Source organism: Janthinobacterium sp. GW822-FHT07A03 (assembly GCF_058798815.1).
The window spans coordinates 84,263-108,071 of sequence record NZ_JBXAKW010000008.1; the positions used below are offsets into that span (position 1 = coordinate 84,263).

Genomic DNA, 23,809 nt, shown 5'->3' on the forward strand with positions numbered 1-23,809 from the left:
TTACTTTCTCCGTTTTCTCTTTCCTGAAGCTGTTTTGCTTGATTTATTCTTGCCTTCTTGCTGTTCCTGCTGATCGGCTGGTTTTTTGGACGTTGCGTTTTCGAGGCTTCTACGTCTTTTGTCTATGCGATCGATTTCCATATAATTGAATGTGTCGCTTATTCCATGAGTTTCTTTGTGTTTGTCATGTATTTTTATATTGTAATGATCGCCTGATGCAAGTAGCTCCAATGTCGCTTCAAGATGGTCGACAACTCCAGGTGCTGCTGCTAGCTTGAGCTTGCCATGTGGGTGGGCTGCCGTCACGAACGGATTGGAGAGTGCGGTATTTCCCAGTATTAGATATGTCCAACGATTTTTTAAATTTTTCTCGGATTGCATGACACCGGCTTTGGTGCTGTTGGTAAGCCATTTTTTTCCCATTTGCGTGCCCTTTATACGTTCACCGAGCAAAGTCCATAGCATCAACTGTCTGTCGTTGAGGGATGCTGGGGGGCGTGGGATATTGCCACGTTCCACCTCTTTTTTCAGCCGCTGGAACAGCGTGTAGGCACTGCCACTAAATTTTGCTTCGATGAAATGGAATGTGTCACTATTCGTCTGCCAGATGGTATCCACACCATTCTGTGCCATTTTTTTTAAGTCTTCTGGTACAAGCTCTGTCGGGCGTCTGTGTGCGTTATCGGGGCCAACAATGCGCGGGTAGTCAAAGCGCCATTTTCCATTAACGTTACCGTGTGGCCAGGCCGTGGTTTTTTTAAGCACGTGTTCCATATGATAATAATCTGCCATATGCTCGCCGAGGAGGCCCTTTGGCCCTAATTTCACTTCGGACAGCAATTGCCGAATCGGTCGCGACGTATTCTTGACCGGCGCGGTACCGCCGTCGCTGCTCTGGCGGTGCGAGTCGGCCACGGGTTTGTGTTCCTTGCCCTTGCCCGGCGAATCCCGTTCTTTGGTTTTTGCTTTGGCATCCACGCCCTTGGACTTTTTATCTGAGCTTGTCGTGGACGATTTGAACTGGGCGTTGGCGCTGTGCGGATGCGCGTTGCCTGGCTTGTGGTTGTGCCTGGCTGCCATATTGGCGCCGGTGCCGGCTGCGACGGCGATTTTTTTTGCCGCCCATAACGCGTCTTCGCCCAGCATGTCCTCGATCAAGTCCTGCAGCGCCTTGGCGCCTTGCGCAATGCCGGCCTTGAGCGGGCCGCGCACCGCTTCGACTTGCGGTTTCATGTCGCGCGCCAGATGCTGCAAGTCCGACGGCAGCCACCAATGGCTGGTCGACAGGTAGCCGAGCAATTGCACGCAATTGTCCAGCGCGCTCATCGCCGTGCTGATTGCCAGCTGGGTGTTTTGCGCCCACTGGAAGGTTTTCAGGAATTTGATCGCGGCGCCCTTGCTCTTGCCCAGCATCGCTTCGATCATGACATTGCCGCCAGCGGCCGCCGCGCCCATCTCCTTGCGGTACTTGCGCAAAGGCTTGATGATGGTCTTGAACAGGCTGCCGACTTCCGGAATGCAGCCGAACGCCGCCAGCGCCATGTCGACCCAGTCATCGCGGGTCGCGCGCGACACGCCTTTCCTGCCGACCCGGTAGATCATGCCCGAGACATCGCGCACGTCCATCACCTGGTCAACCACGGGGATCAGGGAAATGGCGCCGCCGACGATCATGGCGGCCTTGCCCTGGTCATCCTCGAAGTCGCCCAGGATCAGGTCCTTGAAAAACTCGACAATCTCGTCGACAAGATTCTGGCTCATGGCTTGGGCTCCGGCTTACTGTTTTTTCGGGCTGCCTCCAGCAATGCGGATGCCTGTTTCATCTGCTGCCTCGCTTGCTGCAAACGGGGTTCCGCTACCAATGGGGGCGCCACCCAGTCGCGCTGGTCTTCGCCATATTCAATGTGATAGGCGCCGGGAGGAATGTTTTCGAGGCGGGCATGGCCCTTGTCGTTGAGCAATCCACTGAGGGAAGTGCCATTGGCGAACGTGATTTTGTAGGGCGAGTTCATGACAGGCTCGAGATCGCCATAATGCAGGTTCAGCTCGACTGCCCGGCCCAGGTCGGCCGCATTCGGCATCGCCGGCAAGGTGGGCTGGCTGCTTGCCGGCCCCGTCAATTCCTTCATGCTGGCGTTGAAATCGATTTTTCCGGGGCCGTGCAGCATGATGTTGCCGCCTTCGAGGCGGATGTACGCGCCCTGGGCCGTCATCAGGATGTGCTGCTTGGCCGCCGCCGTGACGCTCTTGGCGGTGCTGCTGACGGTGATGGCCTTGTCCGCCGTCAGCCGTGTCGCATCGGACTGGCTTTGGCTGCTGATCTTGCCACTGGCCGCATGCAGGCGGATGCCGGTTTCCTGGTTCGGCTTGTCCTTGCTGCTGGCCTTGCCGTAGGTGAACAGGCTGATGCCCTTGCCCAGCGCGTACAGGCTGTTGCCCTGCGCTGCAAAGTTGAGATCGGCGCCCGCCGCCAGGCTGCCATTGCCGCCGGCGACCAGCACGGCGCTGGCCGGCGTGGTGGCGGCGATGCCGGACGGGCTCGACAATTGCAGCAGCGGGTCGCCATACGCGCTGGCCTGGCCTTCGCCGCCCGCCGCCTGCTGGCCCTGGCCCTGGCCCTGGCCCGCAGCGGCGGCGCCCTCGGCCGTCGCGCCCAGGACCTCGATGCTGTGCTGCATCTGGGCGAGGGCGGGGAGTTGGGCGGCTTGGGGCGGCGTCTCCGGCTGGTCCGGCGTGGCTGGGGGCGTCGGGGCGGCTGTCCCGGCGGTATCCGGGCTGGCCATCTCGAGCGCGAAATGTTTTTGCGCCTGCTCAGCCAGCGAGGTCTGCAGTTGCAAGCTGTGCGTGAGCTGTTCCAGCGCTTCCTTCGCATCCATGTGGCTGGCGCTGGCGTCGCGGCCATGGGTCGACAGCAGCATGCCCGCTCCCGCGCGCAGGGCGGCGCTATGTTCCGTTTTCAGCTCGGCGCCAAAGCCGGCCGGCGCCAGCCGCTGGTTGTCGCTCTGATGGCGCAAATGGCCCAGGTTCAGTTCGGCCGTACCCTGGTGGGGGCCGGCATGGCGCTGCAAGGCGACGCGGCCCTGGCCCGGACTGTCGTCGAACACCAGCTGGCTGTAGGCGCCGCCGCCGCCCTGGCTGGTCTGCATGGCTTGCGTCTTGATGCCAGACAAGGCCGCCGGGTGGGCATGGGCGCCGGCCTGGCCGGGAAACCAGGCCGGCGCATTGCCCGTCGCTGCGCCCGTGCCCTGGCTGACCTGGTTGTTTTGCGCGTCGGCCTGGCCGCGGCCGTTGTACAGCGTGCCGATGACGACGGGGCGGTCGATATTGCCTTCCAGGAAATCGACGAGCACTTCCTGGCCCACGCGGGGCAGGGCGTTGCTGCCCCAGTTGGCGCCGGCAACGGGGGCCAGCGGCGTGGCGACCCTGACCCAGGTACCGGCGCTATCGTCGCCGGGCGCGCCCGTGTGGCCGTCGGCGGCCGGATGCGCCAGCCGGCTATGGCTTTGCGCACCCCGTTGCCAGTGGAATTGCACCTTGATGCGGTGGTCGCGGTCCGTATGCAGCTGGGCGCCGGCCGGGCCGACGACGATGGCCGTCTGCTGGCCCATGATGACGGGGCGCGGATGCAGCAGCTGGCCGTGGTCGTTGGCATAGCTGCTGCGGTAGGGAATCTTGCTGCGGATGGCGTCGATGCGGTTGCGGTAGGGCGGGCGTTCGCTGATGGTGTCGCCGACGGCATGCAGGCTGCCGGCAGCCTCTTCGCCGATCAGCGCGTCGAGCAAGCCCCGGCCGAAGCGCTGCAGCAGTCCGCCGCCCAGTTCCGCATCGAGGTTGTTATGCATCAGGTGCACCGTGCGGGTGACGAGGAAGGTCGCTGCGTCGCCATCGCCCGCCGCGTCCGTTTGCGCCTGGCCGCTCAGGGTGAAGGTGGTGCCGGGTGCCAGGGTGCGCACGGTGCCGGCGCCCGTAAATACTTCCCTGGCCGCCGTCAGCGCTTGCAACTGGCGCTCGGCAAGCCGTTGTCCGTGCTCGCGCGACGGGTAGGCATAGGCGCCGGGGGCGTCGCGGCTGACCAGTTCCATCGTCCCGTCCCTGGCGCCAGCGGCGCTGATGGGGCGCTGGCCCAGCGCGCGGTAGTCCCAGCTGGACAGTTCGATGCCGTTGGTCTGCTGGCGCAGCTGCATGCGCCAGCGGTCCATCGTGTCTTGCGGCATGACGGCGCCTGGCTGGCTGTAGGCGATGCCGGACTGGGCGTTGGGCTTGAAGCTGCCGTTGTGGTCGGCGATGACGAGGGTGTGGCTGCCCAGGCTGGCGCTGCCCGCGTCGCCCGTGTGTTCGGCAAAATAAAACAGGCCTTCCTCGCTCATCAGCCGCTCGGCAAAGGCCCAGTCGCTTTCCTGGTACTGGCTGCAGATGCTGCGTTTCGGATAGGCCGCGCGGTCGAGCAGGTCGAAGCGCCAGGCCGGCGCCAGCATGCCCTGGCCCTGGTAGCGGGCAAAGACGACTTCGAGGATGTCCGGTACCGCCAGGTCCTGGAAGACGCGGCTGTCGCGGCCGTGGGCCAGGAAGGCTGTCCACGGCTGCATGGTCAAGTTGTAGCGGGCAAAGCCGCCATTCGCGCCCGCCAGCTCGGCCGCGGTGATATGGCCATGGAAAGGGCGCCAGTCCCCGGTGCCGGCGGCCGTGCGCAATTCCAGCAGGATGGGCTGGCCGATCAGCGACTTGAGGGGAATGGCTGCGTCGAGCGACAGGGCGGCGATGTTGAAGACATAGCCCAGTCCGAGGCCTTCCTCGCCGCGCACGCATTCGGCCAGCAGCGTGTCCGGGCCCAGGGGCGTGCTCAGCTTCAGCAGGCGCGTGGCCTGGCTGAAGCCGGTGGCGACGGGCGACGCAGCAGGTGACGGCGATGTGCTTGCTTGGACCAATTCGGACATTGATTGGAACTCCGTGTGGCGAAATGAGCGTACTTGCAATTAATTCAATGACTTGCTTATAAGATTACACCTTAGAAATAGTGATTTAACAAGCGCGATTCAATTGAATCGTGTGGCGGGGGCCGTCGTCCGATGGCCGTGCGGGCCATTTTCTCCCCATCAGGTAGAGTGCAGTTCTTGCCAATTCCACCATTGGCAAAAAATGTGCAAAATATTGCCTATAGATAACGCGATGGCGTGCCGTGCCTGTTTTCCGGCTGCCATCGCCATCCCACACAAGCAGGAGCGAGAATGAATACGAAGCAATGCGCGGCCGCCGCCGCGCTGTGTGCCAGCCTGTCGCCCGCCATGGCGGCATCCCCCGCGACGCCGCCATTCCTTGATGTGCTCGCCTATCAATATGCCGCCTGCGTCAAGCCCGCCTATCACCAGGCCGACCTGCTGCTGCAGGATGGTGCGGGGCGTTACCAGATCGACGTCAAGGGCGAAACCTACACGGTCGAATTGCAGGAACGCATGGGTTTTTCGCTGCAGGCGGGGATAGGCGGGTCCGTGGCGGCCGTCGTCAAGCTGGACCGGCCGCCAAAGGGGCAGTTTGAAGAGCAGGCGCGCTGGCGCGAGCGCTGGCTGCGCGATGTGGCCGAGCGCAGCGGCGTGGTGCTGGAAGAGCGGGCGCTTGCCGGCGGCGCGCGCCTGCTGGCCGTGAACAAGGGCGAAATCAAGGGGAACTATGTGGGCCAGTCCCTGCTGGTCGATCCGGCACGGCAGTTGTTCATCGATATGGCGTGGCCGAACACGTTGGACATCTATCGCGGCCCCGACGGTTTGCGGCATGTGCGGCAAGTGCAGGACGACGTCTGGAAACGCCTGCTGTCCTGCCCGCCCGCCGCGTGACGCCGGCGGCCAGCGCATACCCCTGCTGCGTGCATGTGCATACACAAATAGTAATGATTCTCATTTATAATTCACGACTATGGGGTGGTGATGGGCCGGCGCAATGGCGCCATGCGTGTGAAGGAGGGCATGATGGGCAGTATGGATGGCAACGAGGATTTGATCGCGCATGAGCATCGCGTGCTGATGGGCGAATATGGCCGCGCGCAGACGCGCTGCAGTGCGCAGCTGGCCGCGCAGGCGGCCCGAATCATGCAGCTGGAGTCGGAATTGATGCGCGCGCGGGCGCAGGTCGTGATCCGCGATACGCAGCTGGCGCTGGCGCGCGACGCGCTGGCCGAACTGGCGGCCAGCGTGCCGGGCTTGCCGACGCGTGCCCGGCTGGCCCGCAAGGTCGAGTGGCTCGGCGAGCGCGTGCAGGACCTGATGCGCGAGCTGCTGCGCCTGCAATGGCTGCCCGCGCCTTCCATCGTGCCCGCGCCAGCCTTGCAGGCCGACGTGCGGGAAAAAGCCGTGCTATATGTGGGCAACTATTCAAGCCTGACGCCGGGCCAGGACGCGGGCGGTGCCAACGTGGCGCAGCTGGCCATCGAACAGGCGGGTGGTCGCTTCCTGCATCACGCGGGCGGCGACGATGGCGCCGACGACGCGGCGGCGCTGGAAGCGGGTCTGGTGGCGGCCGACCTGGTGATCTGCCAGACGGGCTGCGTCAGCCACGATGCCTACTGGCGCGTGCATGACCACTGCAGGCGCACGGGCAAGCAGTGCGTGCTGGTGGACCAGCCGCAAGCCATGCATTTCGTGCGCAAGGAGGCGCTGGCCGCTTTTTGATGCCGGATTAACGCCTGCTTAATCCGCATGGGGCAGAATGGCCATCCATTCGATGTCATAGCGAGCGCCCATGCTGTCCCTGCAAATCGGCCCCCTGGCCCTGCCCACGGGCCTGGTCCTGTTGATCGTTTCCCTGTGCGTCGCTTACGGCGTGGCGTGGTGGCTGCGGAAGTACCGCCGGCTGCCGGACGCCGGCCCGCTCGTTTCCGAGATGCTGATCGCCGGCCTGCTGGCGGCGCGCCTGGCGTTCGTGTTGCGCTGGCACGAACAGTATCTGGCCGCGCCCGCGTCCATCCTGAATATCCGCGACGGCGGCTTCCTGGCGCCGGCCGGCATCGCCGCCGCGCTGGCCATCGCCGCGTGGCGCTGCCGGCGTCCCGCCATGGCGCTCATGCGCCGGCCGCTGGCCATCAGCGTGGCCTGCGGTGCGCTGGCCTGGGGCGTGTTGAGTGCAGGGATCTCGCTCGCCTGGGACAAGCCGGCGGCCTTGCCGGCCGTGGCGCTGCAGACGCTGGGCGGCACGTCCACCAGCCTGGCGGCGCTGGCCGGCGGCAAACCCATGGTGGTCAACCTGTGGGCCAGCTGGTGCCCGCCATGCCGGCGCGAGATGCCCGTGCTGGCCGCCGCACAGCAGGCGCGCGCCGATATCGTCTTCGTGTATGCGAACCAGCGCGAGGATGCGGCGGCGGCCAGCGCTTTCCTGGACAGGAGCGGTGCGACCCTGCGCAATGTGGTGCTCGACAGCGAGGCGGCGCTGGGCAAGGCGGCCGGTTCCTCGGCCCTGCCCACCACCCTGTTCTATGACGCGCAAGGGCGCCTGGCCGATACGCACCTTGGCGAATTGTCCGACGCTTCGCTGGCCAGCAAGCTGCAGAAGATCGCGCCCGTTCCCTGAGGCGGGTATGCCTTGTTGACGTAGCTGTAGCAGTTTCTGATAGTATACCCCCCTATAGTATTTATCGGAGTGCATCATGGGCCACACGACACACAACAAGACCAGGCTGCTCAATCGCGTCAAGCGCATCCGCGGCCAGGTGGAAGGCCTGGAGCGGGGCCTGGAAGAGGGCCGCGACTGCGGCGAAGTGCTGCAGCTGATCGCCGCCGTGCGCGGCGCCGTCAATGGCCTGATGGCCGAAGTGATCGAAGAGCATTTGCGCGAGCACGTGGCCAGTCCCGATATCTCCGGCGAGGAGCGGGCCAGGGGCGCCGACGACATCGCGGGCATCCTGCGCACCTACCTCAAATAAGGAGATCGTCATGAAAACGCAATCCCTCAACGAAGACCTCTCCGCCTGGCAGCATGAACACGTCTTTGGCGCCGCCAGCGACAAGGCTGAACGTCGCGCGCGCATCGTCATGTGGATCACGCTGGCCACCATGGTGCTGGAAATCGTCGCCGGCTGGTGGTACAACTCCATGGCCCTGCTGGCCGACGGCTGGCATATGAGTTCGCACGCGCTGGCCATCGGCCTGGCCGCGTTTGCGTATGCGGCCGCGCGCCGCTATGCGCGCGACCCCCGCTTTGCCTTCGGCACGTGGAAGATCGAGGTGCTGGCCGGCTATACGAGCGCCATCCTGCTGCTGGGCGTGGCCGTGCTGATGGTGGCCGCTTCCGTCGAGCGCCTGTTCTCGCCGCAGCCCATCCACTATCCGCAGGCGATGGCGGTGGCGGCCTTCGGCCTGCTGGTCAATCTCGTGTGCGCGCTGATCCTCGGCGGGCACCACGACCATGACCACCACCATGGCCACGATCACCATGACCATCACGGGCACCACGACCACCATGGCCATGGCGAAGACCTGAACATGAAGGCCGCGTACATCCACGTGCTGGCCGACGCCGCCACGTCCGTGCTGGCCATGCTTGCGCTGGCCGGCGCGTGGGCTTACGGCTGGCAGTGGCTCGATCCCGTGATGGGCATCGCGGGCGCCGTGCTGGTGGCGCTGTGGGCGAAAAAGCTGATGCAGGAGACGGGCAAGGTCTTGCTGGACCGCGAGATGGACCACCCCGTGGTGGCGGAAATCCGCGAAGCGGTGGAAGTGGAAAGCGCCGGCGACACGCCGCGCATCGTCGACCTGCATGTGTGGCGAGTCGGCAAGCAGCTGTATTCCTGCGCCTTGTCCGTCGTCAGCCGCGACGCCGGCCTGACGGCGGCCCAGCTGCGCGCGCGCATCGGCATCCACGAGGAAATCGTCCACAGCACCATCGAGATTATTCGCCGTCCTTGACAATGATGGCGAAAAAAGCCCGTTGATGCGGGGCGTAGGCCGTATAATGTCGGCTTTTACAGCACGCGCTGTTCACCAGACAGAGAAGAAAATGAGCACATTACCACCATGCCCGCAATGCCAATCCGAATTCACGTACGAAGACGGCAGCCAGTTGATCTGCCCTGAATGCGCGCATGAATGGTCGGCCACGGCTGGCGAAGCCGTGGAAGAGGGCGCCAAGGTGTACCGCGATGCGGCCGGCAATATCCTGCAGGACGGCGACACGGTGAGCGTCATCAAGGACTTGAAATTGAAGGGCGGCGGCGGTGTCGTCAAGATGGGCACCAAGGTCAAGAACATCCGCCTGGTCGACAGCGACCACGATATCGACTGCAAGATCGACGGCTTCGGTTCCATGAGCCTGAAGACGGAGTTCGTCAAGAAGGTGTAACGCTTTTACCTGTAACACGGCGCGCTGGCTTCATTCCTGCGCGCCGTTTTTTTATTCAGAATCCATGCAAATCGACCATCTGCGCCAGCGCCTGCGCGCCTTGGGCGCCAAGCCCCTGCACGAACAGCGCGTGCTGCGCGACTGGATACAGGCGCAGCCGCACGACCAGGGCCGGCGCCGCGCCGAAGATTTTTTGCCGCTGCCCGTGCGCGACGCCTTGCCTGCGCTGGACGCCGAATTGCAGGGCATGCTGACGCTGCTCAGCACCCATCCGGGCGCCGACGGGGCGGCGCGCCTGCTGGTGGGGCTGCACGACGGCCAGACGGTGGAAAGCGTGCTGCTGCCGCGCGACGGCCTGTGCGTGTCGAGCCAGGTCGGTTGCGCCGTCGGCTGCCAGTTCTGCATGACGGGCCGCGACGGCTTGATCCGCCAGGTGACGAGCGGCGAGATCGTCGCGCAGGTGGTGCTGGCGCGTACCCTGCGTCCCGTGAAAAAAGTCGTCTTCATGGGCATGGGCGAACCGGCGCATAACCTGAACAATGTGATGGAAGCGATTGAGCTGCTGGGCACCGAGGGCAATATCGGCCACAAGAACCTCGTGTTTTCCACCGTGGGCGACCCGCGCGCCTTCGAGCGCCTGCCGCAGGGGCGGGTCAAGCCCGCGCTGGCCCTGTCGCTGCACACGACCAAGCCGGCGCTGCGTGAACAGCTGCTGCCGCGCGCCCCAAGGCTCACGCCGCGCGAACTGGTGGACTTCGGCGAATCGTATGCGCGCCTGACCGGCTACCCGGTGCAGTACCAGTGGACCCTGATGGAAGGCGTCAACGATGGCGAGGACGAGATGGATGGCATCGTGGCGCTCTTGCAGGGCAAGTACGCGGTGCTCAACATGATCCCGTACAACACCATCGATGACTTGCCGTTCAAGCGCCCCAGCTGGGACAAGGCGCGGGCGATTGCCGCCGCCTTGCACGCGCGCGGCGTGCTGACCAAATTGCGCGATTCGGCCGGTCAGGACGTGGAAGGGGGATGCGGGCAGTTGCGTGCGCGTGAGGCGAAGGGCAAGGTTATTCCCATCCGTACTAGCGCCGCCTAAAGTCCGCCCAGCAAATCGTTCTCATTCAATATCGCAAACGCAATCTCGGGATGCTCGGCCAGACAGCGCCGCACGGCGGCGGGAATGGCGGCGCGCGTCTTGCGGCACAGGCCGGGCCGCTCCAGCAAGCGGATCTGGAAGCCGCGCACGGTGCGCACTTCGCCGCTGCCGGGCGCAATCTGCAATTCCACGCCCAGGTTGCTCTTCAACAGCAGCTGCAGCTTCTGCAGTTGCGCATACGTGGCGATGCCCTCGATGTGCGCCAGCAGGCGCTTTTCTTCCGTCAGGTTCAGGCGCAGGATGGACAGGTCCGCCTGCGGATCGCCGAGCAATCGCTCGCGTTCGCAGTCGCACAACTGCGGCGGACACTCCTTGCGGATTTCAAAATCGACGATGCGCATGCTGGTGTTCCAGTGACGTTCCAATGGCGATCCGGGATAAATCAAGTATCGTCCGCCGCCTGGCGCATGTCAATCAGCGCGGGCTGACGATCAGGCGCCAGAGGATGGGGCCCTGCTCGCTGTTGTGCTGGTGGTGGTTTTGCGGCGGCATGACGTGGCCTTCCGTCGACACGATCTCGTGCGCGCAGCCGTCGCAGCGGTAGATGCCCGAATACGGCACGGCTTCGCCGGGCGAGGTCAGTTCATCGAAGCGCGGGTGCATGGAGCGCGCCACGTAGCTGGGGTTCTTGTAGTCGGCCATGGATTCCTCGGGATGTGGGCAGGCCCCCATTCTGGCACACAATCGTGCGCGGCCTTGACGGCGTGCCTTGGCGTGCGCGCCGCCCTGTGTTGTAATGTTGATCATCCCGACGGAGTACGCAAGGCCATGAGAACCCGCATCAAGATCTGCTGCATCGCTTCCATCGACGAAGCGCAACTGGCCATTGCCGCCGGTGCCGACGCGCTGGGCCTGGTGGCTGCCATGCCGTCCGGCCCCGGCCCGATTCCCGACGCGCGCATCGCGCAGATCGCTGCCTGGACGCCGCCTCCCGTGGCCACCTTCCTGCTGACGTCCGAGACGACGGCGCAAGCCATCGCCGCACACGTGCGCGCCACACAGCCGTCCACCGTGCAGATCGTCGGCCATATCGATCCGCGTGAAGTCGAGGAACTGGCGCGCCTGCTGCCGCACGTGCGGCGCGTGCAGGTGATCCACGTGGAAGGCCCCGAGGCTTTGGCGCTGATCCCCGCCTACGCGCCCCATGTGCATGCCTTTTTGCTCGATTCGGGCCGCCCTGGCGCTGCCGTACCGGAGTTGGGCGGCACGGGCCGCACGCACGACTGGTCCGTCAGCGCGCGCTTCGTGCGCGCCAGCCCCCGTCCCGTCTTCCTGGCCGGCGGCCTCGATGCGAACAACGTGATGGAGGCGCTGCGCCAAGTGCGCCCCTACGGCATCGACCTGTGCTCGCGCGTGCGTACGGACGGCAAGCTCGATGTCATGAAGCTGGCCCTGCTGATGGCGGCCGTGCGCGACGCGGATGCGGCGCTGTATGCGGAAGGCTAAGCCGCCGTTGCCAGCGCGTTCATCTCGCGCACGAACGCTTCCGTAAACGCGGCCACCATGCCGCTGGCCGCGCGCGGCGAGATCAGGCCGACGACGGAATGCGATTCCTCGTCCGGCAGGGCAATGAAACGCACGCCGGGCGGCGCCACCAGGCGCATGCTGTCGGGGACGATGGCGATGCCCATATTGGCTTCGATCAGGTTCAGCTGCGAGGTCTTGCGCGACAGGGCGCGCGCCGCCTTCGGGAAGAATCCCTGCGCCAGGCACAGGCCCGCCACCAGGTAGCTCAGGCCCCCCCGGTCCTTGTGCGGGATCGAGACGAAGGCTTCGTCGCGCAGGGCGGCAATCGTCGTGCGCTCCAGCGCGGCCAGCGGCGAGGCCGACGACACGGCCACCACCAGCTTTTCCGCAAACAGGTCGCGCACGACGATGTTGGCGTGCTTGCGCAGGGTCGGCAGGCGCACGAGTCCCAGGTCGGCGCGGCCTTCCTCGATGTCCGCTGCCTGGTTTTCCGACGAGCCTTTCGACACGTCGAGCGAAACGCCGGGAAACTGCGCCAGCAGCCGGTTCAGCACGGCGCCGATGGCGGGTGTGAGGGTGACGGAGCTCGAATGCAGCAGGCGGATGATGCCTTGCGCCCCTTGTCCCACGTGGCGCGTCTGGCGCACGGTTTCCTCGATGTCGTCGAGGATGCGCTTTGCCCGCTCATAAAAGACCTGTCCGGCGGGCGTCAGCTCGATATGGCGCGCGTCGCGCGTGAGCAGCAGGGCCTGCACCTCGCTTTCCAGCTCCTTGATTTGCCGGCTCAGGGCCGACTGCGCGATGTACAGCTTTTCCGCCGCGCGCGAGTAACTGCCCGCATCGACGACTTCGACAAAGTAGCGGAACTGTTTGATGGAAATCAATCGTATGCCTTTTCGAGATCGGAGACTGCCTGATTTGATATTAGCCTTGCCCCGGCGTTCACGATACAGTGGATTGATCTGCTGTCACTGCAAAGGAAAGACCATGCTGGAATTGCTCGGGGTGCTGGGAGTACTTATCAGTATTATCGTAAAACTGATTTTCGTCCAGATCGGCGCGGCTGATGACGGTAAAGAGGATTGATAGGGAATTAACCCAACAGCGTGAAGCTGGGGTCAGACCCGTCGGGTCTGACCCCGGATTGTCGCTAACATTGCCACGAAATTTTGCGGAGTCTCCACGGCTTGCAAATGACAATTCAATGCCACCCCATCCCACTCCGCCAACTGCTTGCCGGCCCACTTGAGCGCCGCCTCGCGCGCCGTCCATGCCTGCGCCAGGCGCAGCGGGCGCTGGTCGGCAGGGCAGGCGGCCAGCTCCTGCGCCACCTGCGGCCCCAGGTAATCGCGCGCCAGATGGAACCAGTCGGCAATGTCCTGCACCCGCATCACGTCGATGCCGACGGGACCATGCAGGTCGATGGCAGCCAGCGACAGTCCCTCGTCATGGCTGAACGACAGGCCGGCCGGGCGGCCAGCCAGCAGCAAACGGGGAGGAGTACCCGGCGTCGACTCCACGGAAATCGCCTCGATGTCCAGGTTTTGCCACTGCGCCGCCGCTTCGCGTACGGCCTGGCGCAGGTGCGCGCGCGCTTCCGTGCGGGATGGCGGCGGCACGATGCCGATCGCCAGCACGCCGTCTCTTGACAAGAGCACCGTAAAATCCATCAGCTGCAATCAGCTACGCAAAGGCGCGGCCGGGCAGCCCGCCCAGTTGCTGCCGGCGGGGATATGTTCGCCCTTCATCACCAGGGTCAGCGGTCCCAGGCGCGCATTGTCGCCCACCTTGGCGCTGTACAGCACGGAGCTGCGCGGGCCCATGTAGACGCGCTGGCCGATCTCCACGTGGTCGATCTTCATCACGCGGTCTTCGAACAGATGCGTTTGCGGGCAGGTCAGCGCATTCAATTCGCTGTAGTCGCCGATGTGCACGCAGTCGAATTCCGTGATGTCCGTCGTGTCCATGTAGACGCCGCGGCCGATCTTGCAGCCGAACAGGCGGAAGGCCAGCGGCAGCCAAGGCGTGCCGCGCAGGTAGCGCATGAAGTTGGGCACCGCGATGCCTTCATACAGGTTGGTCACGCCTTCCGAAATCCACACGAACGGCGTCCACATGGGCGCCGCGTGCTTGCGGTAGCGTCCCAGCAGCAGCCACTTGAACAGCACGACGACCAAAAAATTGCCGATGCCGTAGGCGATGCCGGCGATCGCCAGGTCGCCCACCACTTCGCCCCAGCGCCCGGCGCCCGCGATCGGCATCACGTCCAGCACCAGCGTATAGCCGACGGCGATCACCACGGCGTGCGGCGCGACGATGCGGAACGCTTCGATCAGGCTGCGGCCCAGGCGGCGCAGCAACGACGGCTTGAACGTCAGGTGCTCGGCAAAGCCGCTGACCTGTTCGCGCGCGGGCAGGTGCATGGGCGGGGAGCCCAGCCAGGTATCGCCGCTGTGCATCTGCTCATTGCGCGGCGCGTGCGTGTGCACGCCGATCAGCACATGTTCGGGCAGCACGGTGCCGTCCGGGATATAGCTGCCGTTGCCGACAAAGCTGCGGTGCGAGACGACGGTGGGGCGCATGGTCATCCAGCCGCCGTCGATCTGCTCGTCGCCCAGCATGACGGCGTCGGCGATGAAGGTGTCGTCGCCCAGGGTCAGCATGTCGGGCACGACGCCCAGGGCCGTGGAAATCTCTGCGCCCTTGCCCACCTTGGCGCCCAGCAGGCGGTACCAGTACGGCGCGTACACGGTGGCGTAGATGCCGTGCAGGACGTTCAGACTCGATTCCTGGATATGGCTGACCAGCCACTTGGCGCAATAGATATTGCTGTGGACGGGCGAGCTGCCCGGCTTCAGGCGTGGCAGCGCGCCCCAGCGGATGGCGGCCGACAGCAGGGCCGTGAGCACGATCAGCACGGCGCTGGCGGGAAAGGCCAGCAGGAAGTAGCGGGCCAGTTGGGTGGTCACGTCGCGCCCCTGCAGCCACGGCATCATTTCGCGCTCGTCGAACCAGTCGATCAGCACGAAGCTGGGGAAGACGGGCATGAAGAACAGCACGGCGATGAGGACCATGCCGAAACAGAAGAACACGGTTTCGCCCGTCAGGCGCAGGCGCGAGACGGCGGGGCGCGGCGGCTGGCTGGCCCGGTCGTAGGGGCCGATGTCGCGCGCGGGCGAACCCGTCCAGACGCGGCCGGCCGGCACCGAGGCGCCGTCGGCCAGCGCGGACTGTCCCTCGAGGTGGCCGAAGGCGCCCACCTGGGTATTGCCTTCCAAAATCGCGTAAGAGCTGATGCAGGCATCGTCGCCGATGCTGATCCGGCCCAGCAGCAAACGGCCCCGTTCCACCCTGGCGTTTTCAAAGTTGACGGCATTGCCTACGCTGACGTTGTCGCCGATGGACAGCAAGTCGGGCGCGCGCAGGGTCATCGAGCCGATGACCACTTCCTTGCCCACTTTCGCGCCCAGCCCGCGCAGCCACCAGCTGTTCAGGGACGAGCCGCTGAGCAGATACGCGGGCGCCGATTCGACCAGGCGGTCGGCCAGCCACCAGCGGTAATACGTGACGCCCCAGAGCGGATAGCTGCCCGGTTTCAGACGCCCTGCGATCATCCACTTGCCTGCAATCGCAATGGCAAATTCGGCCAGGGTCGCGAGCAAGAACACGCCGATGGAGGCGGCGATGGCGCGCGGCACGGTGTCGCCCGTGTCGCCCGTGAAGAAGTGATAGGTGAAGAAGGGCGCCATCCACTGCGCCATGCGCAGGGTGACGAGGCCCGGCACGGCCGCCGCCTGCGCCGCGCCGCAGACCCAGCGCTTCCAGGCCGACGGCGGCGTCCAATCCGCTTCCGGCGTGGCCAGCGCGGGCGCCTCGTTCAGCACGGCGGCGATCTTGCCGATCTGCCGGTTCTGGTAAATGTCGCGCACCGTCATGTGGGCGTAGGCCGGATCGGCGCGCAGGGCGGACGCCAGGCGCGCGGCCAGGAACGAGTGGCCGCCGAGGTCGCTGAAGAAGTCCAGCTGGCGCAGGATCGCCTGGCCGGGGAACAGCTTGGCCAGCGCCGCGAACAGGGCCGCTTCGGCCGGCGTATCCGGCACGTCCGATTCGCCAGCCTCTCCGGCCGGCGGCGCGGACAGGGGCATGGCTTTCAAGGCCTTCCTGTCGATTTTTCCCGAGGTCAGGCGCGGCATCAGCGGCAGCAATTCAAAGCGGCCCGGCACCATGTAGGGCGGCAGGTGCAGGTTCAGGGCCGCGCGCAGGGTTTTCGCCGCCAGGGCGTGTTCGGGCGCATCGTCGCTGCCGACGATGTAGGCCACCAGCTGGTCGATGCCGTCATCCTTGCGCAGTAGGACTGCCACCGTGCCCACGCCGGGCTGCTGCGCCAGCACGGCTTCGATTTCGCCCAGCTCCACGCGGAAGCCGCGTATCTTCACCTGGTCGTCGGCGCGGCCCAGGCAAAGCACCTGGCCGTCCGGGTCGATGCGAGCCAGGTCGCCCGTGCGGTACAGGCGCGCGTCATCGTCGCTGGTCGCCCACGGGTTGGGCAGGAATTTTTCCACCGTCAGGTCGGGCCGGCCCAGGTAGCCCTCGGCCAGGCCGGGGCCGATGATGCACAATTCTCCCGTTTCGCCGCGCGCCAGCAATGTCAAGGGACGGTTTTCTCCCGGCTCGGCCACCTGCAGCACCAGCAAGCCGTAGTTGGGCAGCGGCGTGCCGATGGTGACGGGTTCGCCGGGGCGCAGCCGCGCCAGGCTGCACGAGACGGTCGCTTCCGTGGGGCCGTAGGTGTTGAACATGGCGCGGCCCGGGCGCGACCAGCGTTCGACCAGGGATTCGGGGCACATCTCGCCGCCCAGGTTGATCAGGCGCAGGCTCGGTACTTCCTCGGCGAACAGGGCCAGCAGGGTCGGCACGGCATGGAGCACGGTGACCTTGTTCTCGGCCAGCGCGCGCGGCAAGGCTTCCGGGTCGCCCGAGATCTCCTTGGGACCCAGCCACAGGGTGGCGCCCACCAGGTAGGCGATCCAGATTTCCTCGAACGACATGTCGAAGGCGACGGAAAAGCCCTGGTAGACGGTGTCGGCTTGCGTCACTTCCAGCACGGCGTTTTCGCTGCGCAGGAAGTGGCAGATGCTGCGTTGATTGATCAATATGCCCTTGGGCTTGCCCGTGGAGCCAGACGTGTAGATGACATAGGCCGGGTGTGTTGGCTTGACATCGCCGCGCGGGGGCAGCAGTTCGCCCGGCGCGGCGGGGGCCAGCAGGCTTTCCGCCGTCCACACGGGGCGCTGGACGCCGGCCAGCTCCAGGCGCGGCGCGAACTGTGCGCAGCTGACGACGCCGGCCCCGTTGGCGTCATCGAGGCACACCTGCAGGCGCTCGACGGGCGTGTCTTCATCGACGGGCAGCCAGGCGGCTCCCGCCTTGGCAATCGCCGCCTGCATCAGCAGCAGATGCGCGCCGCGCGGCAGCCACAGGCCCACGATGTCGCCGGGCTTGACGCCGGCCGCCACCAGGCGCGACGCTGCCAGGCCCGCCTGCGCATCGAGTTCGGCATACGTGATGCGGCGTTCGCCATCGATCAGGGCGATTTGTTGCGGGCAGCGGCGCGCCGTCGTTTCCAGCAAGTCGGCCAGCACTTCCTCGCGCAGCAAATCCGGTCGCGGCGGGCCGTACAGGATGTCGGCGTGGGTGGAAGGGGTGTCTGGGCTGACTGCGGTGAAATCGTTCATGGATGATGCTTATCTGTAATGCTGTGTGAGGAATCGAACGGGCTGCGCGTGGTGCGCGGCACAGTTGATACATTACAGCACGCAAGACATTTCAGCGTTGCAGAACGGGGAATTTTGCGGGACTTTCAATAATTATGTGGCTGCACGATCAACTGCCATGATTACGGAATGTAAAACGGGGAAACATGGCGCCGATTTGCTGCAGAATCTGTGCCGATGGATAGCCGTGCAGGGGGCGGCCGGCCAGCGCCGCATCGAGGCAGCCTTCGGCGCGGAACTGCTGCAGCACGTAGTTGTCGACGCCCTTGGCGGCCAGGGCGGCGGCCAGGGCCAGCAGCTGTGCATCGGGCAGCAGGTCCGGGTGCACGGTGCTGCGGCATTCGTAGGCGACGCCGCTCGCGAGGATGGCGTCCAGGCAGGCGCGCGCCGGCTCGCCGCTGCCGGCCACGCGGGTCACAAGACGATAGTCGGCAAACGGCGCCTTGATGTCGAAGCCCACCCAATCGACGAGGGGCAGCACTTCCTGCAGGCGCTGCGGATAGATGCAGGCCGTGTGCAAACCGACGCCGAAACCCAGCGCCCTGACGTCCAGCATGGCGCGCCCCAGCGCCGGGTCCATGCACGCTTCGCCGCCGCTGAAGACGACGGCGTCGACCAGGCCCACGCGGCGGCGGAGCCAGGTCAATACCTCCTGCCACGGCATGGCGCCCTCCGGCGTGCGCGCCTGCAGGTGCGGATTGTGGCAATAGCCGCAACGCCAGGGGCAGCCCTGCACGAAGACCACGGCCGCCAGCTTGCCCGGGTAGTCGGTGGCGGAAAAGGGCGTCAAGCCGCCCACTTTCAGTTCAAGCGCCATGGCAGGCGGGCTGGCCAAGCCGGGCGCCCGCTTCCGTAAAATACTGGCGTTCGTGGAATTCGCCCTGCTTGCCGATGTTGAACGAGGCGACGGGGCGGTGATAGCCCATCACGCGCGTCCAGATTTCGCAACGCTGGCGTTCCGTATCGAGCAGGGGGATGGCGGGAGTGAAGTCGGGACGTGCATTCATGGCGTTTCCTCAAGTGATGGAGCAATGTGGGCCTGCTTGCGGGCGATCAGTTCCGCGTCGCAGGTGGGGCAGAATTCGTGTTTGCCGGCCAGGTAGCCGTGGCGCGGGCAGATGGAAAACGTGGGCGTGACGGTGATGTAGGGCAGCGAAAAGCGGCTCAGGGCGCGCTTTACCAGCTCGCGGCAGGCGTTTGCGTCCGACAGCGCTTCCGTCATGTACAAATGCAGCACCGTGCCGCCCGTGTACTTGCGCTGCAGCGCGTCCTGCAATTCCAGCGCCTCGAACGGATCGTCCGTGTGGCCGACGGGCAGCTGCGAGGAGTTCGTGTAATACGGATTGTCCTGCGTGCCCGCCTGCAGGATGGCAGGATAGCGCTTGCGGTCTTCGCGGGCGAAGCGGTACGTCGTGCCTTCGGCCGGCGTCGCTTCCAGGTTGTACATATGTCCCGTCTCTTCCTGGAATTGCACCATGCGCGCGCGCACGTGGTCGAGCAGGCGGATCGCCAGCGCATGGCCCTCGGGACTCGTGATGTCCCAGGCGTCGCCGCTGAAATTGCGGATCATCTCGTTGATGCCGTTCACGCCCAGGGTGGAAAAGTGGTTGCGCAGGGTGCCCAGGTAACGCTTCGTGTACGGGAACAGGCCTTGCTGCATCAGTTCCTCGATGGTGCGGCGCTTGATTTCCAGGCTGGTCTTGCCCAGTTCCAGCAGGCGGTCGAGGTCCGCCATCAACGCCGCTTCGTCGCCGCGCCACAGGTGGCCCAGGCGTGCGCAGTTGATGGTCACCACGCCCAGGGAACCCGTTTGCTCGGCGGAACCGAACAGGCCATTGCCCCGTTTCAGCAGTTCGCGCAAGTCCAGCTGCAATCGGCAGCACATGGAGCGGATCATGTTCGGCTTGAGCTCCGAATTGATGAAGTTCTGGAAGTAGGGCAGGCCGTAGCGGGCCGTCATTTCGAACAGGCGTTCGGCATTTTCGCTATGCCAGTCGAAATCCCCGGTGATGTTATAGGTGGGGATGGGGAAGGTGAAGACGCGGCCCTTGGCGTCGCCCGCCATCATGATCTCGATGTAGGCGCGGTTGATCATGTCCATTTCCGCCTGAAGCTCGCCATAGCTGAAGTCCATCTCCTGGCCGGCGATGACGGGAATCTGCTCGCGCAGGTCGTCCGGGCAGACCCAGTCGAAGGTCAGGTTGGTGAACGGCGTCTGCGTGCCCCAGCGCGATGGCACGTTGAGGTTGAAGATCAGCTCCTGCATGTACTGGCGCACTTCTTCGTAGCGCAGGCTGTCCTTGCGGATGTAGGGCGCCATGTAGGTGTCGAAGGAGCTGAACGCCTGCGCGCCGGCCCATTCGTTTTGCAGGGTGCCGAGAAAATTGACGATCTGGCCGATGGCGCTCGACATGTGCTTGGGCGGACCCGATTCGATCTTGCCGGGCACGCCGTTCAAGCCTTCGTGCAGCAGGGTGCGCAGCGACCAGCCGGCGCAATAGCCGGCCAGCATGTCGAGGTCGTGGATGTGCAGGGCCGCTTCGCGGTGCGCGGCGCCCACTTCCGGCGGATACACCTGGTCCAGCCAGTAGTTGGCGATGACCTTGCCCGACACGTTGAGTATCAGGCCGCCCAGCGAGTAACCCTGGTTGGCGTTGGCGTTGACCCGCCAGTCGCGCCGCTCCAGGTATTCATTGATGGACGCGGCGACATCGACCTGGCCGCGCGTGGGGGAAACTGCATTTGTCGTCATGAAACCTCCAATAAACACAACATGCGGTGTTTTTATGGAGATTAATCACTAAATATAGTGGCGTCAAAGGGTGCGTGCAGTTGCGTGGCGAATCCTTGATGCAGGTGAAAAAAGCATCCTGGTTACGTTTTCGCACGCCCCTGGCGCAGGATGAAGCAGCTCAAGCCAAAGTACGCGGCGGCGCAGACGGCGATGCTGATGACGGACGCGGGCAGCACGTGCATCCAGATTTCCAGCGCCGAGAAGGTGCTCCAGCTGGCCACGCGCGCGTCGAACGTGACGTAATTGGCCAGCAGCCAGTAGGCGGCCAGCAGGCCCGTGCTGATGGCGGCCTGGCGCGGCGCCGGCATGGCGCGGCGCGCAAAGACGGCTTGCAGGAACAGCAGCAGCACGCCCGGATACGCGCCCAGCACCTCGGGCGACAGGATGGACAGTGCCTCGGCGTCGTAGCCTTCCGTGGGCGCGGCCCATTGCACTTGCAGCACGGTGAGGAACAGGGTGAGCAGGAAGATCAGCAGCGGTTTGCGGGGCATGGCGGACAATCGAAGACGAAGAAAAGGGGGGCATTTTACAGCCAGGTCAAGCAAGTTGAACGCGCGCCAGCCATGCATGCATTCCTTCACCTGCGTCAAGGACTGGGCGGCATGGGCGGGGCTATAGTCTGCACCCTGAGCCGATACAGGACTGAGAACACCATGATGCTTGAATCAACCACCGCCACCCGCGTGGCCGGACCGCTGGAACTGGTCTGCCCCGCCGGCAGCCTGCCTGCCTTGAAAGCGGCCGTCGACAATGGCGCCGACACCGTATACCTGGGATTTCGCGACGCCACCAATGCGCGCAATTTCGCCGGCCTCAATTTCGACGAGAAGGCCATCGCCGAAGGCGTGCGCTACGCCCACCAGTACGGACGCAAGGTGCTGCTGGCGCTGAATACCTATCCGCAGCCGCACAACTGGGCCGTGTGGCGCAGCGCCATCGACCGCGCCGCGCAAGCCGGCATCGACGCAATGATCGTGGCCGATCCGGGCCTGATGGCCTACGCGGCGCAGCACCACCCGCAGCTGCGCCTGCATTTGTCCGTGCAGGGCTCGGCGACGAATTACGAAGCCATCAATTTTTATCACGAACACTTCGGCATCGCCCGTGCCGTGCTGCCGCGCGTGCTGTCGATGGCGCAGGTCGAGCAATTGATCGCCAAGACGGAAGTCGAGATCGAGGTGTTCGGCTTCGGCAGCCTGTGCGTGATGGTCGAGGGACGCTGCGCGTTGTCGTCATATGCGACGGGCGAGGCGCCGAACACGCACGGCGTGTGTTCGCCGGCGAAATCCGTGCGCTGGCTGGAAACGCCGAACGGCCTCGAATCGCGCCTGAACGGGGTGCTGATCGACCGCTATGCGCCGGGCGAAAACGCCAGCTATCCGACCCTGTGCAAGGGGCGTTTCGAAGTCAACGACGAAGAGTATTACGCCATCGAGGAGCCGGCCAGCCTGAATACGCTGGCGCTGCTGCCGCAGCTGATTGCCATGGGCGTGCGCGCCGTGAAGATCGAAGGGCGCCAGCGCAGCCCCGCGTATGTCGCGCAGGTGACGCGCGTGTGGCGCGAAGCGATCGACGCCTGCCGCGAAGGCAATGCGCGCTACGCCGTCAAGCCGGGCTGGATGGCGGCCATGGACAAGCTGGCCGAAGGCCAGCAGCACACACTCGGCGCCTACCATCGCTCCTGGAAATAGCAAAACCTACTGCGCGTCCCGGGGCGCGGCCTGCGATGCTCACCGCCTCGGCGGCCCCGTGCTAAAGCACGGCTGCGCTTCTCGGCCCCGCCGCGAGCCACTCGCTACGGTTTTGTAACTTAAAAAATATTGGAAAAGGCATGCTAAAACTCTCTTTGGGTCCCTTGCTGTACTACTGGCCGCGCAACACCGTTTTCGAGTTTTACCAGCAGATCGCCGGCACCGCCGTCGATATCGTGTACCTGGGCGAAACCGTGTGCTCGCGCCGGCATGAGCTGCGCCTGGCCGACTGGCTCGATATCGCCGACATGCTGGCCGCCGCCGGCAAGGAAGTGGTGCTGTCGACGCAGGCGCTGATCGAGGCGGGCGCCGAACTGGCGACTTTGCGCCGCATCACGGGCAACGGCCGCTACGGCGTCGAGGCCAACGACATGGGCGCCGTGCACTGCATGGAAAAGGGCGCGTCCTTCGTCGCCGGTCCCCATTTGAACCTGTTCAATGGTCCCAGCCTGCAGCTGCTGGCGCGCCTCGGTGCGCGGCGCTGGGTGATGCCGCTGGAAATGGGGCAGACGGCGCTGGCCGAGATGCAGCGCCAGAAACCGGAAGGGCTGGAGACGGAAGTATTCGCCTACGGCCGCATGCCGCTGGCGTTTTCCGCGCGCTGCTTCACGGCGCGCAACCGCAACCTGCCGAAGGACGATTGTGGCTACAGCTGCCTGGAAGAGCCGGACGGCCTGCTGCTGCGCACGCGCGACGAAGTGCCCTTCCTTGTGCTGAATGGCACGCAGACGCAGTCGGCGCTCGTCTACAACCTGGTGCGCGAACTCGATGCCATGCGCGACATGGGTGTGACGGTGGCGCGCATCAGCCCGCAGGCCATGCATACGGAACAGGTCATCGCCATCTTCGACCGCGCCCGGCGCGGCCAGGTCAGCGGCATCGGCGCCCAGGCCCAGCTGGCGGCCTGCCAGCCTGCCGGCGCCTGCGACGGCTACTGGTACGGCCAGCCCGGCATGGAACAGCACGCCGCCCATTGAACGCCTCGAAAGGAAGCACCATGCAAGATCAACTGGAAAGATTGCCCGTCCCGGCCCCGGCCCCGGCCAAGCCCGGCATGAGCAAGCCCGCCATGTCGTACCGGCTGCCCGAAGCGCTGGCCGAATTGCTGTCCAAGCTGCCGCCATATCCCGCCTCGTGGCTGTTCGTGCAAGGCTTGAACCGCCTGCTGGCGCCGCAATTGCCGGATGACGTGCGCTGCAGCCTGGAAGGGCGCAGCCTGCGCTTGCGCCTGCTCGATGCGGGCATCGCCTTCGATTTCGAGTGGCAGGGCACGGTGTTCGTGGCGGAACGCTATGTCGACGTGCCGGACCTGTGCATCGCCGCCAGCGTGCATGATCTGATGCTGCTGGCGCGGCGCCAGGAAGATCCGGACACCCTGTTCTTCAGCCGCCGCCTGAGCCTGGAAGGCGATACGGAACTGGGCTTGCTGTTCAAGAATACGCTCGATGCCATCGAATTGCCGCCATTCGACCTGCAGGCGCTGGGGCCGCGCCGCGTGCTCGCGCATCTGCGCGACCGGGGCGCGCGGGAAGGCTGAGCGGGGAGT

22 protein-coding genes are annotated in these 23,809 nt (G+C 65.0%); 11 read left to right on the top strand and 11 right to left on the bottom strand.

What is annotated here, in order from left to right:
* Entirely contained in the window at positions 1-1,761 is a 1,761-nt protein-coding gene (locus AC1RJW_RS22125) for a hypothetical protein (RefSeq protein ID WP_493046876.1), read from the bottom strand.
* Positions 1,758-4,934 carry a type VI secretion system Vgr family protein gene (locus AC1RJW_RS22130; protein ID WP_493046877.1) on the bottom strand — a complete coding sequence of 1,059 codons (3,177 nt, stop codon included), beginning with the start codon at positions 4,932-4,934 and terminating at the stop codon, positions 1,758-1,760. The genes AC1RJW_RS22125 and AC1RJW_RS22130 overlap by 4 nt, the downstream gene beginning before the upstream one ends.
* A 291-nt stretch (positions 4,935-5,225) precedes the next feature.
* Between AC1RJW_RS22130 and AC1RJW_RS22135 the strand changes: the two genes are divergently transcribed.
* The 7 genes from AC1RJW_RS22135 to AC1RJW_RS22165 all read left to right on the top strand — a co-directional run bounded on the left by AC1RJW_RS22135 (position 5,226) and on the right by AC1RJW_RS22165 (position 10,417).
* Positions 5,226-5,828 (top strand): hypothetical protein, encoded by a 603-nt coding sequence (locus AC1RJW_RS22135; protein ID WP_493046878.1) that lies wholly within the window; start codon positions 5,226-5,228, stop codon positions 5,826-5,828.
* 132 nt (positions 5,829-5,960) lie between these two features.
* Complete coding sequence (locus AC1RJW_RS22140) at positions 5,961-6,659, top strand: DUF2325 domain-containing protein (protein ID WP_493047075.1); 699 nt, start codon at positions 5,961-5,963, stop codon at positions 6,657-6,659.
* 70 nt (positions 6,660-6,729) lie between these two features.
* On the top strand, positions 6,730-7,554 hold the full coding sequence (locus tag AC1RJW_RS22145) for a TlpA family protein disulfide reductase (protein WP_493046879.1): 825 nt from the start codon (positions 6,730-6,732) through the stop codon (positions 7,552-7,554).
* 76 nt (positions 7,555-7,630) lie between these two features.
* Positions 7,631-7,906, top strand: coding sequence for a metal/formaldehyde-sensitive transcriptional repressor (locus AC1RJW_RS22150; RefSeq protein WP_282408506.1), 276 nt, complete (start codon positions 7,631-7,633; stop codon positions 7,904-7,906).
* 10 nt (positions 7,907-7,916) lie between these two features.
* Complete coding sequence (dmeF, locus tag AC1RJW_RS22155; RefSeq protein ID WP_493046880.1) at positions 7,917-8,888, top strand: CDF family Co(II)/Ni(II) efflux transporter DmeF; 972 nt, start codon at positions 7,917-7,919, stop codon at positions 8,886-8,888.
* Between the two features lie 91 nt (positions 8,889-8,979).
* Complete coding sequence (locus AC1RJW_RS22160; protein ID WP_092799573.1) at positions 8,980-9,321, top strand: zinc ribbon domain-containing protein YjdM; 342 nt, start codon at positions 8,980-8,982, stop codon at positions 9,319-9,321.
* Between the two features lie 64 nt (positions 9,322-9,385).
* Positions 9,386-10,417 carry an RNA methyltransferase gene (locus AC1RJW_RS22165; protein WP_493046881.1) on the top strand — a complete coding sequence of 344 codons (1,032 nt, stop codon included), beginning with the start codon at positions 9,386-9,388 and terminating at the stop codon, positions 10,415-10,417.
* Here the strand turns inward: AC1RJW_RS22165 and AC1RJW_RS22170 are convergent.
* Entirely contained in the window at positions 10,414-10,818 is a 405-nt protein-coding gene (locus AC1RJW_RS22170) for a hypothetical protein (protein WP_493046882.1), read from the bottom strand. The two genes, AC1RJW_RS22165 and AC1RJW_RS22170, sit on opposite strands and share 4 nt — an antisense overlap.
* Positions 10,819-10,891: 73 nt before the next feature.
* The gene (locus tag AC1RJW_RS22175; RefSeq protein WP_493046883.1) at positions 10,892-11,119 is read right to left on the bottom strand and encodes a protein L; all 228 of its coding nucleotides are present in this window, start codon (positions 11,117-11,119) and stop codon (positions 10,892-10,894) included.
* A gap of 126 nt (positions 11,120-11,245) precedes the next feature.
* Here AC1RJW_RS22175 and AC1RJW_RS22180 point away from each other — a divergent pair, with 126 nt between their 5' ends.
* Positions 11,246-11,923, top strand: coding sequence for a phosphoribosylanthranilate isomerase (locus AC1RJW_RS22180; protein WP_493046884.1), 678 nt, complete (start codon positions 11,246-11,248; stop codon positions 11,921-11,923).
* Here AC1RJW_RS22180 and AC1RJW_RS22185 read toward each other — a convergent pair.
* From AC1RJW_RS22185 to AC1RJW_RS22215, 7 genes are all read right to left on the bottom strand, one after another.
* Positions 11,920-12,828: a LysR family transcriptional regulator gene (locus AC1RJW_RS22185; protein WP_493046885.1), complete on the bottom strand. Its 909-nt coding sequence runs from the start codon at positions 12,826-12,828 to the stop codon at positions 11,920-11,922. The genes AC1RJW_RS22180 and AC1RJW_RS22185 overlap by 4 nt on opposite strands.
* Before the next feature lie 234 nt (positions 12,829-13,062).
* Complete coding sequence (locus AC1RJW_RS22190; RefSeq protein ID WP_493046886.1) at positions 13,063-13,602, bottom strand: 4'-phosphopantetheinyl transferase family protein; 540 nt, start codon at positions 13,600-13,602, stop codon at positions 13,063-13,065.
* A 21-nt stretch (positions 13,603-13,623) separates the two neighbouring features.
* Positions 13,624-17,679, bottom strand: coding sequence for a Pls/PosA family non-ribosomal peptide synthetase (locus tag AC1RJW_RS22195; protein ID WP_493046887.1), 4,056 nt, complete (start codon positions 17,677-17,679; stop codon positions 13,624-13,626).
* 148 nt (positions 17,680-17,827) lie between these two features.
* On the bottom strand, positions 17,828-18,535 hold the full coding sequence (locus AC1RJW_RS22200) for an anaerobic ribonucleoside-triphosphate reductase activating protein (protein WP_493047076.1): 708 nt from the start codon (positions 18,533-18,535) through the stop codon (positions 17,828-17,830).
* Positions 18,525-18,725, bottom strand: a complete 201-nt coding sequence (nrdD, locus tag AC1RJW_RS22205; RefSeq protein WP_493046888.1) for an anaerobic ribonucleoside-triphosphate reductase — start codon at positions 18,723-18,725, stop codon at positions 18,525-18,527. The genes AC1RJW_RS22200 and nrdD overlap by 11 nt, the downstream gene beginning before the upstream one ends.
* Positions 18,722-20,470: a ribonucleoside triphosphate reductase gene (locus AC1RJW_RS22210; protein WP_493046889.1), complete on the bottom strand. Its 1,749-nt coding sequence runs from the start codon at positions 20,468-20,470 to the stop codon at positions 18,722-18,724. The genes nrdD and AC1RJW_RS22210 overlap by 4 nt, the downstream gene beginning before the upstream one ends.
* Before the next feature lie 122 nt (positions 20,471-20,592).
* Positions 20,593-21,003 carry a hypothetical protein gene (locus AC1RJW_RS22215; RefSeq protein WP_493046890.1) on the bottom strand — a complete coding sequence of 137 codons (411 nt, stop codon included), beginning with the start codon at positions 21,001-21,003 and terminating at the stop codon, positions 20,593-20,595.
* Positions 21,004-21,165: 162 nt separating this feature from the next.
* Between AC1RJW_RS22215 and ubiU the strand changes: the two genes are divergently transcribed.
* The 3 genes from ubiU to ubiT all read left to right on the top strand — a co-directional run bounded on the left by ubiU (position 21,166) and on the right by ubiT (position 23,800).
* Positions 21,166-22,203: a ubiquinone anaerobic biosynthesis protein UbiU gene (gene ubiU / locus AC1RJW_RS22220; protein WP_414654798.1), complete on the top strand. Its 1,038-nt coding sequence runs from the start codon at positions 21,166-21,168 to the stop codon at positions 22,201-22,203.
* Positions 22,204-22,343: 140 nt separating this feature from the next.
* The gene (ubiV, locus tag AC1RJW_RS22225; protein ID WP_493046891.1) at positions 22,344-23,240 is read left to right on the top strand and encodes a ubiquinone anaerobic biosynthesis protein UbiV; all 897 of its coding nucleotides are present in this window, start codon (positions 22,344-22,346) and stop codon (positions 23,238-23,240) included.
* A 20-nt stretch (positions 23,241-23,260) separates the two neighbouring features.
* Positions 23,261-23,800, top strand: coding sequence for a ubiquinone anaerobic biosynthesis accessory factor UbiT (ubiT, locus tag AC1RJW_RS22230; RefSeq protein ID WP_493046892.1), 540 nt, complete (start codon positions 23,261-23,263; stop codon positions 23,798-23,800).
* The last annotated feature ends 9 nt before the right edge of the window (positions 23,801-23,809 follow it).

Coding starts and splice junctions, on each gene's coding strand:
- AC1RJW_RS22150 (WP_282408506.1), top strand. CDS start 7,631: ATGGGCCACACGACACACAACAAGACCAGGCTGCTCAATCGCGTCAAG.
- AC1RJW_RS22180 (WP_493046884.1), top strand. CDS start 11,246: ATGAGAACCCGCATCAAGATCTGCTGCATCGCTTCCATCGACGAAGCG.
- AC1RJW_RS22160 (WP_092799573.1), top strand. CDS start 8,980: ATGAGCACATTACCACCATGCCCGCAATGCCAATCCGAATTCACGTAC.
- ubiU (WP_414654798.1), top strand. CDS start 21,166: ATGATGCTTGAATCAACCACCGCCACCCGCGTGGCCGGACCGCTGGAA.
- AC1RJW_RS22130 (WP_493046877.1), bottom strand. CDS start 4,934: ATGTCCGAATTGGTCCAAGCAAGCACATCGCCGTCACCTGCTGCGTCG.
- AC1RJW_RS22175 (WP_493046883.1), bottom strand. CDS start 11,119: ATGGCCGACTACAAGAACCCCAGCTACGTGGCGCGCTCCATGCACCCG.
- AC1RJW_RS22140 (WP_493047075.1), top strand. CDS start 5,961: ATGGGCAGTATGGATGGCAACGAGGATTTGATCGCGCATGAGCATCGC.
- AC1RJW_RS22200 (WP_493047076.1), bottom strand. CDS start 18,535: ATGGCGCTTGAACTGAAAGTGGGCGGCTTGACGCCCTTTTCCGCCACC.
- AC1RJW_RS22170 (WP_493046882.1), bottom strand. CDS start 10,818: ATGCGCATCGTCGATTTTGAAATCCGCAAGGAGTGTCCGCCGCAGTTG.
- ubiV (WP_493046891.1), top strand. CDS start 22,344: ATGCTAAAACTCTCTTTGGGTCCCTTGCTGTACTACTGGCCGCGCAAC.
- dmeF (WP_493046880.1), top strand. CDS start 7,917: ATGAAAACGCAATCCCTCAACGAAGACCTCTCCGCCTGGCAGCATGAA.
- nrdD (WP_493046888.1), bottom strand. CDS start 18,725: ATGAATGCACGTCCCGACTTCACTCCCGCCATCCCCCTGCTCGATACG.
- ubiT (WP_493046892.1), top strand. CDS start 23,261: ATGCAAGATCAACTGGAAAGATTGCCCGTCCCGGCCCCGGCCCCGGCC.
- AC1RJW_RS22210 (WP_493046889.1), bottom strand. CDS start 20,470: ATGACGACAAATGCAGTTTCCCCCACGCGCGGCCAGGTCGATGTCGCC.
- AC1RJW_RS22165 (WP_493046881.1), top strand. CDS start 9,386: ATGCAAATCGACCATCTGCGCCAGCGCCTGCGCGCCTTGGGCGCCAAG.
- AC1RJW_RS22135 (WP_493046878.1), top strand. CDS start 5,226: ATGAATACGAAGCAATGCGCGGCCGCCGCCGCGCTGTGTGCCAGCCTG.
- AC1RJW_RS22215 (WP_493046890.1), bottom strand. CDS start 21,003: ATGCCCCGCAAACCGCTGCTGATCTTCCTGCTCACCCTGTTCCTCACC.
- AC1RJW_RS22125 (WP_493046876.1), bottom strand. CDS start 1,761: ATGAGCCAGAATCTTGTCGACGAGATTGTCGAGTTTTTCAAGGACCTG.
- AC1RJW_RS22195 (WP_493046887.1), bottom strand. CDS start 17,679: ATGAACGATTTCACCGCAGTCAGCCCAGACACCCCTTCCACCCACGCC.
- AC1RJW_RS22145 (WP_493046879.1), top strand. CDS start 6,730: ATGCTGTCCCTGCAAATCGGCCCCCTGGCCCTGCCCACGGGCCTGGTC.